The 16,283-nt window shown below is 61.7% G+C and carries 15 protein-coding genes; 5 read left to right on the top strand and 10 right to left on the bottom strand.

Annotated features, from left to right (window positions below):
* Positions 1-175: 175 nt before the first annotated feature.
* The 4 genes from pqqC to J3P89_RS02235 are packed head-to-tail and all read left to right on the top strand — an operon-like array spanning position 176 to position 4,115.
* Positions 176-928: a pyrroloquinoline-quinone synthase PqqC gene (pqqC, locus tag J3P89_RS02250; RefSeq protein ID WP_434571381.1), complete on the top strand. Its 753-nt coding sequence runs from the start codon at positions 176-178 to the stop codon at positions 926-928.
* Positions 925-1,200, top strand: a complete 276-nt coding sequence (gene pqqD / locus J3P89_RS02245) for a pyrroloquinoline quinone biosynthesis peptide chaperone PqqD (RefSeq protein WP_434696619.1) — start codon at positions 925-927, stop codon at positions 1,198-1,200. Before pqqC ends, pqqD begins: the two co-directional genes overlap by 4 nt.
* Complete coding sequence (gene pqqE, locus J3P89_RS02240; protein WP_370871052.1) at positions 1,193-2,323, top strand: pyrroloquinoline quinone biosynthesis protein PqqE; 1,131 nt, start codon at positions 1,193-1,195, stop codon at positions 2,321-2,323. Before pqqD ends, pqqE begins: the two co-directional genes overlap by 8 nt.
* A complete protein-coding gene (locus J3P89_RS02235) occupies positions 2,289-4,115 on the top strand; it encodes an alpha/beta hydrolase family protein (RefSeq protein ID WP_434696617.1) in 1,827 nt (608 codons plus the stop codon). The genes pqqE and J3P89_RS02235 overlap by 35 nt, the downstream gene beginning before the upstream one ends.
* 132 nt (positions 4,116-4,247) lie before the next feature.
* Here J3P89_RS02235 and J3P89_RS02230 read toward each other — a convergent pair whose 3' ends face one another.
* The 5 genes from J3P89_RS02230 to J3P89_RS02210 all read right to left on the bottom strand — a co-directional run bounded on the left by J3P89_RS02230 (position 4,248) and on the right by J3P89_RS02210 (position 12,155).
* The gene (locus J3P89_RS02230; RefSeq protein ID WP_038436734.1) at positions 4,248-4,406 is read right to left on the bottom strand and encodes a YqaE/Pmp3 family membrane protein; all 159 of its coding nucleotides are present in this window, start codon (positions 4,404-4,406) and stop codon (positions 4,248-4,250) included.
* Between the two features lie 340 nt (positions 4,407-4,746).
* Positions 4,747-6,525, bottom strand: coding sequence for an acyl-CoA dehydrogenase C-terminal domain-containing protein (locus J3P89_RS02225; RefSeq protein WP_434696616.1), 1,779 nt, complete (start codon positions 6,523-6,525; stop codon positions 4,747-4,749).
* A 253-nt stretch (positions 6,526-6,778) separates the two neighbouring features.
* Positions 6,779-8,575, bottom strand: a complete 1,797-nt coding sequence (locus tag J3P89_RS02220) for an acyl-CoA dehydrogenase C-terminal domain-containing protein (protein ID WP_434696615.1) — start codon at positions 8,573-8,575, stop codon at positions 6,779-6,781.
* A gap of 91 nt (positions 8,576-8,666) precedes the next feature.
* On the bottom strand, positions 8,667-9,956 hold the full coding sequence (locus tag J3P89_RS02215; protein WP_305498358.1) for a GGDEF domain-containing protein: 1,290 nt from the start codon (positions 9,954-9,956) through the stop codon (positions 8,667-8,669).
* A 393-nt stretch (positions 9,957-10,349) separates the two neighbouring features.
* Positions 10,350-12,155, bottom strand: a complete 1,806-nt coding sequence (locus J3P89_RS02210) for a phenylacyl-CoA dehydrogenase (protein WP_434571371.1) — start codon at positions 12,153-12,155, stop codon at positions 10,350-10,352.
* A gap of 53 nt (positions 12,156-12,208) precedes the next feature.
* Between J3P89_RS02210 and J3P89_RS02205 the strand changes: the two genes are divergently transcribed.
* Complete coding sequence (locus tag J3P89_RS02205) at positions 12,209-12,358, top strand: hypothetical protein (RefSeq protein WP_434696614.1); 150 nt, start codon at positions 12,209-12,211, stop codon at positions 12,356-12,358.
* 74 nt (positions 12,359-12,432) lie between these two features.
* On the opposite strand, the gene J3P89_RS02200 is transcribed toward J3P89_RS02205, so the two are convergent.
* The 5 genes from J3P89_RS02200 to bioF form a co-directional block, all read right to left on the bottom strand.
* Positions 12,433-12,729 (bottom strand): pyrroloquinoline quinone biosynthesis protein PqqE, encoded by a 297-nt coding sequence (locus J3P89_RS02200; protein ID WP_305498355.1) that lies wholly within the window; start codon positions 12,727-12,729, stop codon positions 12,433-12,435.
* Positions 12,730-12,847: 118 nt separating this feature from the next.
* A complete protein-coding gene (gene bioD / locus J3P89_RS02195) occupies positions 12,848-13,528 on the bottom strand; it encodes a dethiobiotin synthase (RefSeq protein WP_434696613.1) in 681 nt (226 codons plus the stop codon).
* Positions 13,525-14,337 (bottom strand): malonyl-ACP O-methyltransferase BioC, encoded by an 813-nt coding sequence (gene bioC / locus J3P89_RS02190; RefSeq protein ID WP_434696612.1) that lies wholly within the window; start codon positions 14,335-14,337, stop codon positions 13,525-13,527. Before bioC ends, bioD begins: the two co-directional genes overlap by 4 nt.
* Positions 14,330-15,061, bottom strand: a complete 732-nt coding sequence (locus tag J3P89_RS02185) for an alpha/beta fold hydrolase (RefSeq protein ID WP_434602029.1) — start codon at positions 15,059-15,061, stop codon at positions 14,330-14,332. Before J3P89_RS02185 ends, bioC begins: the two co-directional genes overlap by 8 nt.
* A complete protein-coding gene (gene bioF / locus J3P89_RS02180) occupies positions 15,054-16,232 on the bottom strand; it encodes an 8-amino-7-oxononanoate synthase (RefSeq protein WP_434696611.1) in 1,179 nt (392 codons plus the stop codon). Before bioF ends, J3P89_RS02185 begins: the two co-directional genes overlap by 8 nt.
* Between the last annotated feature and the right edge of the window lie 51 nt (positions 16,233-16,283).

The raw sequence follows: 16,283 nt of genomic DNA, 5'->3' as shown, positions 1-16,283 counted from the left end.
GAGCCAATGCTTGTATTGGCTGACAGGCCGTCTTCGCGAGCAAGCTCGCTCCCACAGTGGCCTGAGTGGTATCGGATATCTGATCCGCAGCAAAACCAGTGTGGGAGCGAGCTTGCTCGCGATAGGGCCAGCCCCGACGCCACGAAACCCAACGGTTATTCTCCGGAGAACCGAAATGACTGACACCCCCCTGTCCATCGCCGAGTTCGAGGCGGCCCTGCGTGCCAAAGGCGCGTACTACCACATCCATCACCCCTACCACGTGGCGATGTATGAAGGCCGTGCCACGCGCGAGCAGATCCAGGGCTGGGTCGCGAACCGCTTCTACTACCAAGTGAATATTCCGCTCAAGGACGCCGCGATCCTGGCCAACTGCCCGGACCGGGAAATCCGTCGCGAGTGGATCCAGCGCCTGCTCGACCATGACGGTGCCCCCGGCGAAGACGGCGGCATCGAAGCCTGGCTGCGACTGGGCCAGGCAGTGGGCCTGGACCCCGATCAGCTGCGCTCCCAAGAGTTGGTGCTACCCGGCGTACGCTTCGCCGTGGATGCCTACGTCAACTTCGCCCGCCGGGCCTCCTGGCAGGAAGCCGCCAGCAGCTCATTGACCGAACTGTTCGCCCCGCAGATCCACCAATCGCGCCTGGACAGCTGGCCGCAGCACTACCCCTGGATCGACCCGGCCGGCTATGAATATTTCCGCACCCGCCTGGGCCAGGCTCGGCGTGATGTGGAGCATGGTCTCGCGATCACCCTGCAGCACTACACCACCCGCGCAGGCCAGGAGCGCATGCTGGAAATTCTCCAGTTCAAATTGGACATTCTCTGGAGCATGCTCGACGCCATGAGCATGGCTTACGAATTAAAACGCCCGCCCTATCACAGCGTGACCGATCAACGGGTGTGGCATAAAGGGATTACCTTATGAGATTCGACCGCAGCAAAACCCCTCAGTGGCGTCCCGGCTATCGCTTCCAATACGAACCGGCCCAGAAAGGCCATGTGCTGCTTTATCCTGAAGGCATGATCAAGCTCAACGACAGCGCTTCGCTGATCGGCGGCCTGATCGATGGTGAACGGGATGTCGCGGCGATTATCGGCGAGCTGGAGAAGCAATTCCCGGACGTGCCGGAACTCGGTGACGACATCGAGCAATTCATGGAGGTCGCCCGTGCACAGCACTGGATCACCCTTGCCTGAGAAGCCCGCCGTCGGCTTGCCGCTGTGGCTGCTGGCCGAGCTGACCTATCGCTGCCCGTTGCAATGCCCGTACTGCTCCAACCCGCTGGACTTTGCCGAGCAAGGCAAAGAGCTGAGCACCGAGCAGTGGTTCAAGGTCTTTCGCGAGGCCCGGGAAATGGGCGCCGCGCAACTGGGCTTTTCCGGCGGCGAGCCGTTGGTGCGCCAGGACCTCGCCGAGCTGATCGGCGAGGCGCGCAAGCTAGGCTTCTACACCAATCTGATCACCTCCGGCATCGGCTTGACCGAACAGAAAATCAGCGATTTCAAGAAGGCCGGCCTCGACCACATCCAGATCAGTTTCCAGGCCAGCGACGAGCAGGTGAACAATCTGCTGGCCGGTTCGAAAAAAGCTTTCGCGCAAAAACTGGAGATGGCCCGAGCGGTGAAAGCTCATGGTTATCCGATGGTGCTGAACTTCGTCACCCATCGGCACAACATCGATAAGATCGACCGCATCATCGAGCTGTGCATCGCCCTGGAGGCGGACTTTGTCGAACTCGCCACGTGCCAGTTCTATGGCTGGGCACACCTCAACCGCGTCGGCCTGCTGCCCACGCGGGAACAACTGGTGCGTGCCGAGCGCATCACCAATGAATACCGGGCCAGGCTCGAGGCCGAAGGTAACCCGTGCAAGTTGATCTTCGTGACCCCGGATTACTACGAAGAGCGTCCCAAGGCCTGCATGAACGGCTGGGGCAGCATCTTCCTGACCGTTACCCCGGATGGCACGGCATTGCCTTGCCATGGCGCCCGGCAGATGCCGGTGCAGTTCCCGAATGTGCGTGACCACAGCATGCAACACATCTGGTACGACTCGTTCGGCTTCAACCGTTTTCGAGGTTATGACTGGATGCCCGAGCCCTGCCGCTCGTGCGATGAAAAAGAAAAGGATTTCGGCGGCTGTCGTTGCCAGGCGTTCATGCTCACCGGTGACGCCAGCAATGCCGATCCGGTGTGCAGCAAATCCGCGCACCACGGGATGATTCTCCAGGCTCGCGAAGACGCCGAGCATGCCACGCAAACCATTGAACAACTGGCCTTTCGCAATGAACGAAACTCGCGCCTCATCGTTAAAGGCTGAACCTTTCAGCGCCGCCCAGGCCGTCGCGGCAGGCGTCGACTTTGCCGAACTGCAACTCGGCCCCCAGGGTCTTTTCTGGAACGAATACCGCCCCGAAGATGGCGCTTGCCGGATCTGGCATTGGCGAGACGGCAAGGCGCGTTGCCTGACCCCGGACGGTTTCAGTGTGCGCAGCCGGGTGTACGAATACGGCGGCGGGTCGTTCTGTCTGAGCGACGACGGCGTGCTGTTCGTCAACGAAAGCGACCAACAGCTGTATCACCAATCGCTGGGCGACCAGCGCCCGGTGGCGCTGACCGCGGGCGATTGTCGATACGGCGATCTGCACTTCGCCACAGGGCACGTGCTGGCCGTGGAGGAACAGGCCGACCAGCATCGATTGGTATCGATCGGGCTGGCGGATCACCAACGCCGTGTATTGGCCGAAGGCGCGGACTTCTATGCCGCGCCGATCTTGAGCCCCGACGGAAAACGTCTCGCCTGGATTGAATGGAGTCGCCCCCACCAGCCATGGACAGCGACGCGGCTGATGCTCGCCGAGCGCAACGACTCAACCTGGGCAGCGCCATGCTGCGTGGCCGGCGATGATGGCGGAGAGTCCATCCAGCAACCTCGCTTCGATGCTTGCAGTCGCCTTTATTGCCTGACCGACCGAGACGGTTACTGGCAGCCCTGGAGTGAACGCGCCGGCGTCCTGAAGCCAATGGACGCCGCCGAAGCCGATCACGCCCCGGCGCCTTGGCAACTGGGCGGGTGTACATGGTTGCCGGTGGATGAAAGCACTTACCTGGCAAGCTGGACCGAGGCCGGCTTCGGGCGGTTGGGGCTGCGCAGCGGCGGCGTGCTCGAAGATTTCACCGGCACTTACAGCCGCTTCCGCAGCCTCGCGCTGGATGAGCAATTCATCTATGCCATTGCCGCCTCGCCAGCCAGCCCCTCGGCGGTCATTGCGATCGAGCGGCGCAGTCATGAAGCGCTGGTGCTGGCCGGAGGCATCGCGCCGTTGCCTCCCGAGCAAATCAGCCGCCCCCGGACTCTGCGCTATCCCTCTGCGTCCAGCGAAGCCCACGGGTTTTTTTATCCCGCCATGAACACCGACGCGAAACCGCCGCTGGTGGTGTTCGTTCACGGCGGGCCCACTTCGGCTTGCTACCCGATGTTCGACCCGCGCATCCAGTATTGGACCCAGCGCGGCTTCGCCGTTGCCGACCTCAACTACCGTGGCAGCAGCGGTTATGGCCGCGCCTATCGGCAAGCGCTGCATTTGAGTTGGGGCGTGGTGGATGTCGAGGATGCCTGCGCCGTGGTTGCTTATCTGGATGAGCAAGGCTTGGTCGATGGCCGCTGCGCCTTCATCCGTGGCGGCAGCGCGGGAGGCTATACCAGCCTCTGCGCCCTGGCGTTCCGGGACGTGTTCCGCGCTGGCGCCAGCCTCTACGGCGTCAGCGATCCCGTTGCCCTGGCCCGCGCTACGCACAAATTCGAAGGTGACTATCTGGACTGGCTGATCGGCGACCCGCAACTGGACGCCGAACGCTACCGGGCCCGCACCCCGTTACTGCATGCCGAGAGGATTCGCGCGCCGGTGATTTTTTTCCAAGGCGAACTGGACGCCGTGGTCGTGCCGCAGCAGACCCGCGACATGGTCAAGGCGTTGGAGGACAACGGTGTTGCGGTCGAGGCTCATTACTACCCTGATGAGCGCCATGGCTTTCGCAAGGCCGCGAACCAGGCACACGCGCTGGAGCATGAGTGGTTGTTCTATCGCAGGGTGATGGATGCTCGCCTCTAGAAGCGGCAAGTACTTGTGGCGAGGGAGCTTGCTCCCGCTGGGTCGCGGAGCGGCCCCAGGCTTTTGCGATTGCTGCGCAATCGAGCGGGAGCAAGCTCCCTCGCCACAGAGGTCGTAGTCATTACATTAACTTCAACGCTTGGCGATGATGTACACCGCATGCACGATGCCGGGGATATAACCCAACAGCGTCAGCAGAATGTTCAGCCAGAAAGCCCCGCCGAACCCGACTTGCAGGAACACACCCAGCGGTGGCAACAGAATGGCGATGATGATTCGAATGATATCCATGGACAGCTCCTGATGGTCGATGGCCACATTGCCATATAGCTCATGGACAGCTGACCGCTCGTCAGGGTTCAGTGCGCGTCCAAAGAGGCGGGCCGCAGGGAGAAGATACGCAGGCAAAAAAACGCGGGCAAAAGAAAACCCCGCCGAAGCGGGGCTTTGCAGACTGTTTCCCTGACATCCATTTCACTCCGCCTTCCTGGCAGAATCCTACGTGTCCGTGTTGTAACTTTGCGCGTCCTGCGCTACGTCCATGGAAGCTAGATTAGCCGTGGATCCAATCGGCCGATAGAGGGAAATCGCCAGCACGTCATGTAAGCTTTTTCTTACATAACGTCTTCTTTTAGAACTGACCGGGTTCCAGCAGGAACAGCGACTCGCTACCCGCCCTAACCGAAGCGCTCAAGGAATGGATTCGTGGCAACAGGCGGGCGAAATAGAAACGTGCCGTGCCCAGCTTGCTCGCGTAGAAATCGTCCTGCGTTTCCTTGCCCAGGGCCGCCCGGGCCATGAGCGCCCACATGTAGGCATACGCGGTGTAGCCGAACGCCTGCAGGTACTCCACCGAAGCCGCGCCAATTTCATGGGGATTGTTTTTCGCCCGGTCCAGCAGCCACTCGGTCAGCTCGTCCAGCGTGCCGACGGCATCGTTCAACGGCTGGGTGAACTCCGCCAGATCGCTGCCAGCGGTAGCGGTGAAATGACGAATCTCGTCGGCGAACAGTTTGTAGAACGCCCCGCCGTTGCCGACGATCTTGCGCCCCACCAGGTCCAGTGCCTGGATGCCGTTGGTGCCTTCGTAGATCTGGGTGATGCGCACGTCGCGCACCAACTGCTCCTGGCCCCATTCGCGAATGTAGCCGTGGCCGCCGAAAATCTGCTGGCCGTGAATGGTGGTTTCCAGGCCCAGGTCGGTCAGGAATGCCTTGGCAACCGGCGTCAGCAAGGCCACCAGATCTTCGGCGCGCTTGCGAGTCGTCGGGTCTTCGCTGAACTTGGCGGTGTCCAGTTGCATCGCCACGTAGGTGGAGAATGCCCGGCCACCTTCGTTCGACGCTTTCATGGTCAGCAACATCCGGCGCACATCCGGGTGGACGATGATCGGGTCGGCGATCTTGTCCTTGTTTTGCGCGCCGCTTGGCGAACGGCTTTGCAGGCGATCACGGGCGTACTCGACAGCGTTCTGGTACGAACGCTCGCCGGAGGCCAGGCCCTGGATCCCCACGCCCAGGCGTTCGTAATTCATCATGGTGAACATCGCCGCCAGGCCTTTGTTCGGCTCGCCGACCAGGTAACCCACTGCTTCGTCGAAGTTCATCACGCAGGTGGCGGACGCCTGGATGCCCATCTTGTGTTCGATCGAACCGCAGTTGGCCGCGTTGCGTGCACCCAGGCTGCCGTCGGCGTTGACCATGAATTTCGGCACCAGGAACAGCGAAATGCCCTTCGGACCCGCCGGTGCGTCGGGGAGCTTCGCCAGCACCAGGTGAATGATATTTTCGGTGAGATCGTGTTCGCCGCCGGTGATGAAAATCTTCGTGCCGCTGACCTTGTAGGTGCCGTCAGCCTGGGGCTCAGCCTTGGTCCGGATAATCCCCAGGTCGGTGCCGGCATGGGGCTCGGTCAGGCACATGGAGCCGGCCCAGACGCCGGCGTACATGTTTGGCAGGTACGCGGCTTTCAATTCCTCGCTGGCGTGGGCGTTGATCGACAGGCAGGCTCCTGCGGTAAGCATCGGGTACAGACCGAAGGACAGGCTGGCGGAGTTGACCATTTCCTCGACCTGGGCCGAAACCGCCTTGGGCATGCCCATGCCACCGTACGTTGGATCACCGCCGACGCCGACCCAACCGCCTTCAGCGAAGGTCCTGTAGGCCTCAGGGAAACCCGCCGGGGTGGTCACGGCGCCGTCAGCCCAGTGGCAGCCCTCTTCGTCAGCTGCACGGCTGAGGGGCGCGATGCTTTTACCGGTGACCTTGCCCGCCTCTTCGAGGATCGCTTCGACGGTTTCAGCGTCTACGGTTTCGGCCAACGCCGGCAGTTGAGCCCAGAGTTTCGCGACCTCGAACACTTCATTGAGGACGAAGCGCATATCGCGCAGGGGCGCTTTATAGTCAGCCATGGCAAACCTCGCAGGATCTAAACAATTGGTTCGTAGGAAAGCGTTCTCGCAATGGCCCAGAGTGTACCTCAACAACTTTTGAGACACATAGGGTCAACCTGTGACTGTTTTGTTATTTTTAGTCAACCTCGAAGCTCTGTTTTTCCGTGGCGAGGGAGCTTGCTCCCGCTTGAGTGCGCAGCGCTCACTAGAAGGGCTGCTGCGCACCCCAGCGGGAGCGAGCTCCCTCGCCACTGAGAAATGTTTCAGCCTGTCAAAGCGCAAACAACTCCGCCGGCAACCTCATCAGGCAATCGCTCCCTGCCTCTATAGCAGCCCGATGGGCGGCCGTACGCGGCAGCAGGCGCTTGAAGTAAAACTCGCACGTCGCCAGCTTGGCCCGGCAGAAATCGCTTTCTCCAGTGCCGCTGTCGAGTTGCGCCTGGGCCACCAACGCCATGCGCAACCACAGGTAGGCCAGAATGATATAGCCGCTGTACATCAGGTAATCCACCGAAGCGGCGCCCACCTCATCCGGATTTTTCATGGCGGCCATGCCGACCTGCGTCGTCAGTTCGCCCCATTGCTGGTTGAGCCCGTCCAGTTGCGCAATGAAAGCCTGAAGCTGCGGATGCGCGGCATTGGCAGCGCAGAATTTGTGAACGATTCTGGTGAAACCGCGCAGCAACTTGCCCTGGCTACCCAGCACCTTGCGCCCCAGCAGGTCCAGGGCCTGGATGCCGTTGGTGCCTTCATAGATCGGCGCGATCCGGCAATCACGTACCAGCTGCTCCATGCCCCACTCACGAATGAAGCCATGACCACCAAAGACCTGCATGCCATGGTTGGTCACTTCCAAACCCGTGTCGGTCATGAAGGCCTTGCAGATCGGGGTGAGGAAGGCCAGCAGGTCTTCGGCTTCCTGGCGGGCGCTTTCGTCGCGGCTCAAATGCGCGGTATCGAGCAGTTGCGCGGTGAAATACGTCAGCGCCCGGTTGCCTTCGTTGAAGGCTTTCATGGTCAGCAGCATCCGGCGTACATCGGGATGGACGATGATCGGGTCGGCGACTTTTTCCGGCGCCTTCGGGCCGGTCAAAGAGCGCATCTGCAGGCGATCGTTGGCGTATTTGATCGCACCCTGGAAGCTCGCTTCGCCGAGGCAGAGGCCCTGCATGCCGGTGCCGAGGCGGGCATGGTTCATCATGGTGAACATGCAGTTGAGGCCCTTGTTCGGTTCGCCGATCAGGAAACCCTTGGCCCCATCGAAGTTCAGCACGCACGTGGCCGACGCCTTGATGCCCATCTTGTGCTCGATCGAACCGCAGGAAACACCATTGCGCTCACCGGCCTCGCCCGCTGCATCGGGCAGGAACTTGGGCACGATGAACAACGAGATGCCTTTGGTCCCGGCGGGAGCATCCGGCAATTTGGCGAGCACCAGGTGAATGATGTTGTCGCTCATGTCGTGCTCGCCGGCGCTGATGAAGATCTTGCTGCCGGTCACCGCGTAACTGCCATCCGCCTGAGGCACGGCGCGGGTCTTGATGATGCCCAGGTCAGTGCCGCAGTGGGCTTCGGTCAGGCACATGGTGCCGGTCCACTGGCCGGCGGTGAGTTTGTTGAGGTAGGTCTGTTTCTGCTGTTCGGTGCCGTGAGCGTGGATGGCCGACATGGCGCCGTGGGTCAGGCCGGGGTACATGCCCCAGGAGGTATTGCTCGACCCGATCATTTCGCTGATCACCAGCCCCAGCGAGCTGGGCAGGCCTTGGCCGCCATAAGCCGGATCCGCTGCCAGGCCTTGCCAGCCGCCCTCTACATACTGTGCGAAAGCTTGCTTGAAGCCTGTAGGTGTAGTGACCACGCCGTTATCGAAATGGCAGCCTTCTTCGTCACCCGGACGATTGAGCGGAGCCAGCACGTTCTCACAGAACCGGGCACCTTCTTCGAGGATGGCGCTGACCATGTCCGGACTGGCGTCGCTGGCCCCCAACTCGGCATAGCGGCCATGGAAATCAAAGACGTTGTCGATCAGGAAACGCATGTCGCGCAGCGGGGCTTTGTACTCGGGCATGGTGGTTTTCTCCGGTAGCAGATCATCCCAACCTACTGCCGGCCGCCAAGGCCCACAATCAATCTCCAGACGCTGAATGCGCCGTCATCACTCAACCCGCGGCGGCCTCCATGCGCACTGCGCCGCGACGATTCTGGCCGAAGGCAATTACACAATTGCGCCCTGCCCCCTTGGCGTTGTAGAGCGCCTGGTCGGCGGACTTGAGCACTTCCTCGGGCGTACGCTGGTCCACGCGTTCGGCCACGCCGATGCTGACGGTCACCGATACGCTGGTGGCGCCGCTGCCGGAGCGACGCTGGCGCCCTTGCTGATCGTCCTGGGGGCGATTGTCGGGATTACGCAGTTGAATGGCGTACGTCTCGATGGACTGGCGGATGACTTCCAGATGAGGCATGCATTCATCAATGGTCTTGCCGGCAAACACCAGCGCAAACTCCTCGCCGCCGTAACGATAAGCCCTGCCGCCGCCACCGATTTTCGAGAGCTTGCTGGCCACCAGGCGCAGCACCTGATCGCCAACATCGTGACCGTGGGTGTCGTTGAATTTCTTGAAGTGATCCACGTCGCTCATCGCCAGCACGTAGTTTCGACCCAGGCGCTGCATGCGTTCATTCAGCGCCCGGCGCCCCGGCAGGCCGGTGAGCTCATCGCGGAAGGCCATCTGGTAGGCCTCGTGAGCAACCGCGGCGGCGATCATCAGCATCACCTGGCTGCACATGATGTTCAGGGTGAACGGCAAGATGAACGTCTTCGGCAGCATCCAGAACAACCCGACCAACCCCACCAGCTGCGCCGCATGCAAGGGTCGTGGGTTACGCCAGTATTGCCAGGCCAGCAGCACGAACGCAGCGGCAAACACCGGGTATGACAATTGGATCAGGCTCATCCAGGCGCCATGCAGCGCCGGCCAGCGTATTTCCGAAAGCCACAGCAGCAGGGCCTGGGGAAAGCTTTGCTCCAGGGCCAGGGCCACGCCACCAAAGGCCAGCAGCACCGCGAAACGCGCCACCATGTCCTGGAACAGATGCGTACGCTCCTGCCACGCCGCGAACAGCCCGAACAACAGCGGCAGCAGCAGGCAGACCAGATGGAACACCACCGCCGCGTCTTCGCGCACCTTGCCGTTATCGCGATAGAAGTCGGTCTGGGTATCCAGCAAAAAATAAGCGATGTACACCGTGACCATCAGAAACAGTTCGCGCTGACGTCGGTAAACGGAGCAGTACGCCCCGCCCAACAACAACACCAGCGTAGGAAGCACGTTGAACAATGATGTGAAGAAGACGTTCAGGTCCTTGACGTAGGCAGCCGCGAGCCCCGCCAGTAAAAGCACTGTCGACGGTAGGAAATGGCTGAAGCGCATTACGGAAAGACGCGGCAAGGGTAAAGCTCCGACCCGGCTGATCAAAGATGGCATTGTGCCTGCAACTGGAGCAGTAAGGCACGCGAGAGGTGACAGATGTCACACTGCCATCGCTGTAACGGCAGGGCAGGAAGTTTTCTTAGGGTCCGGTTGGACGAATATTGTTTCAGGATCGCCATGGTTCCCCTGTGGCGAGGGAGCTTGCTCCCGCTCGGCTGCGAAGCAGTCGTAAACCGGCGGGCGCGGTGTGTCGGATGCTCCGTATTCGGCAGGTTTGGGGGCCGCTTCGCAGCCCAGCGGGAGCAAGCTCCCTCGCCACGGGTTTGTCGATGGCCTGACTGGGGTTATGACAAACATGAAAAAGCCGCTGCTCCCGAAGAAGCTGCGGCTTTTTGAAGAAACGCTTAAGGCTTAGTAGCCCAGCGCGAAGTCTTCTTCTTTCATGTCCATCAGGTTGTTGGCGCCCGACAACATGGTCGCCACGTGGGTGCGGGTGCGCGGCAGGATGCGCTGGAAGTAGAAGCGCGCGGTCTGCAGCTTGGCGGTGTAGAACGCTTCTTCGGTCGTGCCGGCCGCCAGTTTTTCCGCAGCCAGGCGCGCCATGTCGGCCCAGAAGTAAGCCAGGCAGGCGTAACCGGAGTACATCAGGTAATCCACCGAGGCCGCGCCGACTTCTTCACGATCCTTCATGGCGGCCATGCCGACCTTCATGGTCAGTTCGCCCCATTCCTTGTTCAGTGCAGCCAACGGCTCGACGAATTCCTTGACGGCTTCGTTACCTTCGTTGCCCTGGCAAAATTTGTGGACGATCTTGGTGAAGCCCTTGAGCGCCTCGCCCTGGGTCATCAGGACTTTACGGCCCAGCAGGTCGAGCGCCTGGATGCCGGTGGTGCCTTCGTACAGCATCGAGATGCGGCTGTCGCGCACGTTCTGCTCCATGCCCCACTCGGCGATGAAGCCGTGGCCGCCGTAGATCTGCACGCCGTGGTTGGCCGATTCGAAGCCGACTTCGGTCATGAACGCCTTGGCGATCGGGGTCATGAACGCCAGCAGGGCGTCAGCCTTCTTCTTCTCTTCTTCATCCACGCCGTACTTGACGATGTCGACCTGCTTGGCGGTGAAGTACACCATCGCCCGGTTGCCCTCGGCGAAGGCTTTCATGGTCAGCAACATGCGACGCACGTCAGGGTGCACGATGATCGGGTCGGCGGCCTTGTCCGGTGCTTTCGGGCCGGTCAGGGAACGCATCTGCAGGCGGTCGCGAGCGTACTTCAGGCCACCCTGGAAACCGATTTCGGCGTGGGCCAGGCCTTGCAGCGCGGTACCCAGGCGAGCGGTGTTCATGAAGGTGAACATGCAGTTCAGACCTTTGTTCGCCGGGCCGATCAGGAAACCGGTGGCCGCGTCGAAGTTCATCACGCAGGTGGCGTTGCCGTGGATGCCCATCTTGTGTTCCAGGGAGCCACAGCTGACCGCGTTGCGCTGGCCGATGGAGCCGTCGGCCTCAGGCAGGAATTTCGGAACGATGAACAGCGAGATACCTTTGGTGCCAGCCGGTGCGTCCGGCAGGCGCGCCAGCACGATGTGGACGATGTTGTCGGCCATGTCGTGTTCGCCGGCCGAGATGAAGATCTTGGTGCCGGTTACTTTATAGGAGCCGTCGGCCTGAGGTTCGGCCTTGGTGCGCAACATGCCCAGGTCAGTGCCGCAGTGCGGTTCGGTCAGGCACATGGTGCCGGTCCATTCACCGGATACCAGCTTGGTCAGGTAAGCCTCTTGCTGCTCGGGGGTACCGTGCTCGGAAATGGTGTTCATCGCGCCATGGGACAGGCCCGGGTACATGCCCCACGACCAGTTGGCTTCGCCGACCATCTCGCTGACTGCCAGGCCCAGGGATTCCGGCAGGCCCTGGCCACCGTGCGCCACGTCATGGGCCAGGCTCGGCCAGCCGCCTTCGACAAATTGCTTGTAGGCTTCCTTGAAGCCGGTCGGGGTTTTCACGCCGGACTCGCTCCAGGTGCAACCTTCGAGATCACCCACGCGGTTCAGCGGCGCCAGCACCTGCTCACAGAACTTGGCACCTTCTTCGAGGATGGCGTCAACCATGTCCGGAGTTGCCTCCTGGCACGCTGGAAGGCTCTGATAATGCGCTTCGTAGCCGAGCAGTTCGTCACGAACGAAGCGAATATCACGCAAGGGGGCCTTGTAGTCAGGCATAGCGATAAACCTCTGCTGATGTAACCGGGAATGAACGACCGCGTGGATTTGTTATGGCGATCAAACAGCTGTTTGAAACATACGTTTACGCTCAAACCTTGTCAAGCGGCGATCTTTTGCCGTTCGTCATCGTCCTGCAGGAAATTTCGGCCGTGAAAAATCCATCGCCAAGCAGAGGCACGGCTCGCGCAGCGAAAGATTAGTTGAGGAAGAAAGAGTTAGAGACAAAAACGCCGCGAATGAATCGCGGCGTTTTCACTACATCTGAACGGCAGAGTCAGGCGAACGTATCGATCAACGTTCCGAGCATTTCGTCGGAAGCCTTGGCAACGTTCACCCCCAGTTGCACCTGGAACTTGCCTTGGGCCATTTCGACCATGTTGCTGGTCAGGTCCGATTGCTGACTGCGATCCACCGAACGCAGGCGATCCACCTGAACGTCGGAGGACTGGCTGGTGACCGAGCGCTCGATCGTGTTGTTGGCAATCTGGCTGGAGGCCTGATCGACGCGGTACTGCCCTGTCTGAATCGTGCTCAGACCGGCATAGAACGCGGTGTTTCCTGAGATTTCCATGGCAGGGAGGGTCTTCTTGAAGGGTCGACACGGGCATTGAACCAGATGCCTTGGGAAAAGGCTCGACAAAAACACTAATGGCACAGTGCCGCGTCATAGCCAAAACCTTGGTTAAGAGTCAGTCCAGCAGATCCAGCTGCAGATGTTCGGCCACCGCTTCGGCCGTCACGTCCTGGATTCGCGCGACTCTGCCCAGGCAGGGCGCCGGCAGGCGTTCGGCGAGGGTCGCGAGGTTTTCTTCCATGCGCGACGTCGCCGGATCGATGATGTTTGCTACCCAGCCGGCCAGTGGCAAGCCGTCCCGCGCGATAGCCTCGGCGGTCAGCAACGCGTGGCTGATGCAGCCCAGGCGTACCCCCACCACCAGGATCACCGGCAGACCCAACGCTATCGCAAGGTCGGAAAGATTGTCTTGCCCGGCCAGCGGCACACGCCAGCCGCCCGCGCCTTCGATCAAGGTGAAATCCGCATCGAGGGCCAGCACCTCGCGCATCGGCCCGAGCAAGGATTGCACGGTCAATGCCACGCCAGCTTCCCGGGCGGCCAGGTGAGGTGCGATCGCCGGTTCGAATGCCACCGGATTGACCTGTGCATAAGTCAATGGCACCGAACATTCGGCCAACAGGGCCAAGGCATCGGCGTTGCGCAGGCCCTTGGGCGTCACTGCGCAACCAGAGGCTACGGGCTTGCCCGCGGCGGTGCTCATGCCGGCCCGCCTGGCCGCGTGCAGCAGCCCCGCCGCAACAGTGGTCTTGCCCACGTCCGTGTCGGTGCCGGTGATGAAATAAGCCTGGCTCATAGCGGTTTCTCCAGCACGGCGTAGACCACCTGGTAAGTGGCCGGCAGGCCCTGGACCTGGCGATACTTTTCATAGGCCTGGACCAGCGCGAAAATTCTCGCCCTGCCCGTCAACCCACCGGGACGACCAGGATTCAGATTGTGCGCACCCAATGCTTTCAATTCGTGGGTCAGGGCACGTACATCGGGATAATGCAGAACATGCGGGCGATTCTCCAGGCTGACGACGCGCAACCCGCTGGCGTCGGCCAGCTGTCGATAGGTATCGAATGCGCGGAAACGGTTGACGTGTACCAGGCCATCCACTTCACGCCAGCTGTCGCGCAACTCGTATAACGTGCCGACACAGAGGCTGGTGAAGGCAAACATCCCACCGGGTTTCAGAACACGATAGGCCTCGCTCAATACCGAGGCAAAATCGCCACACCATTGCACCGCGAGGCTGGAATACACCAGGTCACAGCTGGCCGACTGCAACGGCAGCCGCTCGGCATCACCGGCGATGAAATGCGCGGCGCCGCCTTGAGGACGGGCGTGGTTGAGCATGCCTTCGGCGATATCCAGCGCAACACCCGTCGCTTCACCGAACCGCGCACCGAGGAGGCGGGTGAAATAACCGGTGCCACAGCCCATGTCCAACCAGCGCCCCGGCATGAACGAGACGGGCAGCCGCGACAGTAATTGCTGGCCAACGTCGCGCTGCAGTTCAGCAACGCTGTCATAGCTGGCCGCTGCCTTGGAGAACGAGGCCGCGACCTGACGTTTGTCGGGCAAGGCGCCCGGCAACTTCACAACAGATAAATCAGTCATCACCGGACTCATGCAGAAAAGCCTGGATCGCCCCCGCCACGCCGTGGGGGTCCTCCAGTGGGAATCCGTGGCCGGCCTGTTCAATCAGACCGATTTCGACATCTGGCAGCATCGCCAGCAGTTCTCCCGCAGCCTCGGCAGGCACCAGCGCGTCGAGCCCGGCAAACAGATGTAATTGCGGGCCTCGAAAACCCTGCAAGGCAACCCCCGTGTCCAGTCGCGCCAGCAGCTCGAGCCCGGCCATCAATACCTCAGGCGAGGTGTTCGGCGCGCCGGCCAGCAGCAATCGCGACAATCCGCGCGGGTCGCCACAGCCTTGCGCACACAGCAAGCTGAAGCGTTTGAGGGTCTGGCGCGGATCGGCGGCGCATCCGGCGAGAAATCCATCGAAAGTGTCAGCGGGCATCGCGCTCGGCCAATGCTGGTGGGCCACAAAAGACACGTTGCTCGCCAGGGTCAGCAGGCCACAGCAACGCTCGCCCCGACGCGCCGCCAGTTCCGCGGCCAGCATCCCGCCCAGGGACCAGCCGCCCAGCCAGGCATCCTGGGGCAACGTGGCATCCAGCTCATCGAGCCATTCACCGAGGTCGCTCGACACCAGTGCAGGCAATGGCTCGATTTCCACTTGCAAGTGCTCATCGAGCCCTTGCAGGGCCGCCGCCAGCGGTTCGAGGGGCGAAACGCCCAAGCCCCAGCCGGGCAGCAATATCAGTCGATCACGCATGGTTTGGCTCCGCTCCCAGTTGCGCAAAACAATCGGCCAGTGCATTCAACAATAGTTGTACCTGGGCTTCGCTGTGGGCAGCGGTCAACGTCACACGCAGCCGAGCGCTGCCGGCCGGCACGGTGGGTGGGCGGATCGCGGTGACCATCAGCCCGCGCTCGCGCAGCATCTGCGACAGCCGCATCGCCCGTCCCGCGTCGCCGATCAGGATGGGCTGGATCGGCGTGAAGCTGTCCATCAATTGCAAGCCGATCTGCTCGGCACCGTGGCGGAACTGGCGGATCAGCAATTGCAGATGCTCACGCCGCCAATGCTCGCTGCGCAGCAACTCAAGGCTCTTGAGCGTGGCGCAGGCCAACGCCGGTGGCTGGCTGGTGGTGTAGATGTAGGGGCGCGCGAACTGGATCAGGCTTTCAATCAATTCTTCGCTGCCGGCAACAAAAGCCCCGGCGGTGCCGAACGCCTTGCCCAGCGTCCCCACCAGGACCGGTACGTCTTCCTGGCTCAGGCCGAAATGCTCGACGACACCGCCGCCGGTGGCACCCAGCGTGCCGAAGCCATGGGCATCGTCGACCATGAGCCAGGCGCCCTTGGCCCGTGCTGCGCGGGCAAGAGCCGGCAGGTCGGCGATGTCGCCGTCCATGCTAAACACGCCGTCAGTGACCACCAGGGTATTGCCGATGGCTTTTTCCAGGCGGGTCGCCAGGCTTTGGGCATCGTTGTGCAAGTAACGGCTGAAACGGGCACCAGACAACAGCCCGGCGTCGAGCAACGACGCGTGGTTGAGCCGGTCCTGCAACACCGTGTCGCCCTGTCCGACCAGCGCCGTGACGGCACCAAGGTTGGCCATGTAGCCGGTGGTGAATAACAGTGCCCGGGGCCGGCCGGTCAAGTCGGCCAGCGCTTCTTCCACGGCGTGATGAGGGCCGCTGTGGCCGATCACCAGATGCGACGCACCGCCACCGACGCCCCAACGCGACGCGCCGGCACGCCAGGCCTCGATCACCTGCGGGTGATTGGCCAGGCCCAGGTAGTCGTTGTTGCAGAACGCCAGCAACGGCTGGCCGTCCACCACCACTTCCGGGCCTTGGGGGCTTTCAAGCAGCGGACGCTGGCGATAGAGGTTTTCGGCACGACGGGCAGCCAGGCGTGCGGCAAGATCGAAGGGCATGCAGGCCTCAACTGTTTAAAGACTGGCCAAAGATCCTTGTAGGAGCGAGCC

Origin of the sequence: Pseudomonas sp. Z1-14, assembly GCF_051132005.1 — a bacterium.
Taxonomy (GTDB): Bacteria; Pseudomonadota; Gammaproteobacteria; order Pseudomonadales; family Pseudomonadaceae; genus Aquipseudomonas.
The sequence above is the reverse complement of the archived record's forward strand: the minus strand, read 5'-3'. Positions and strand labels throughout refer to the sequence as shown.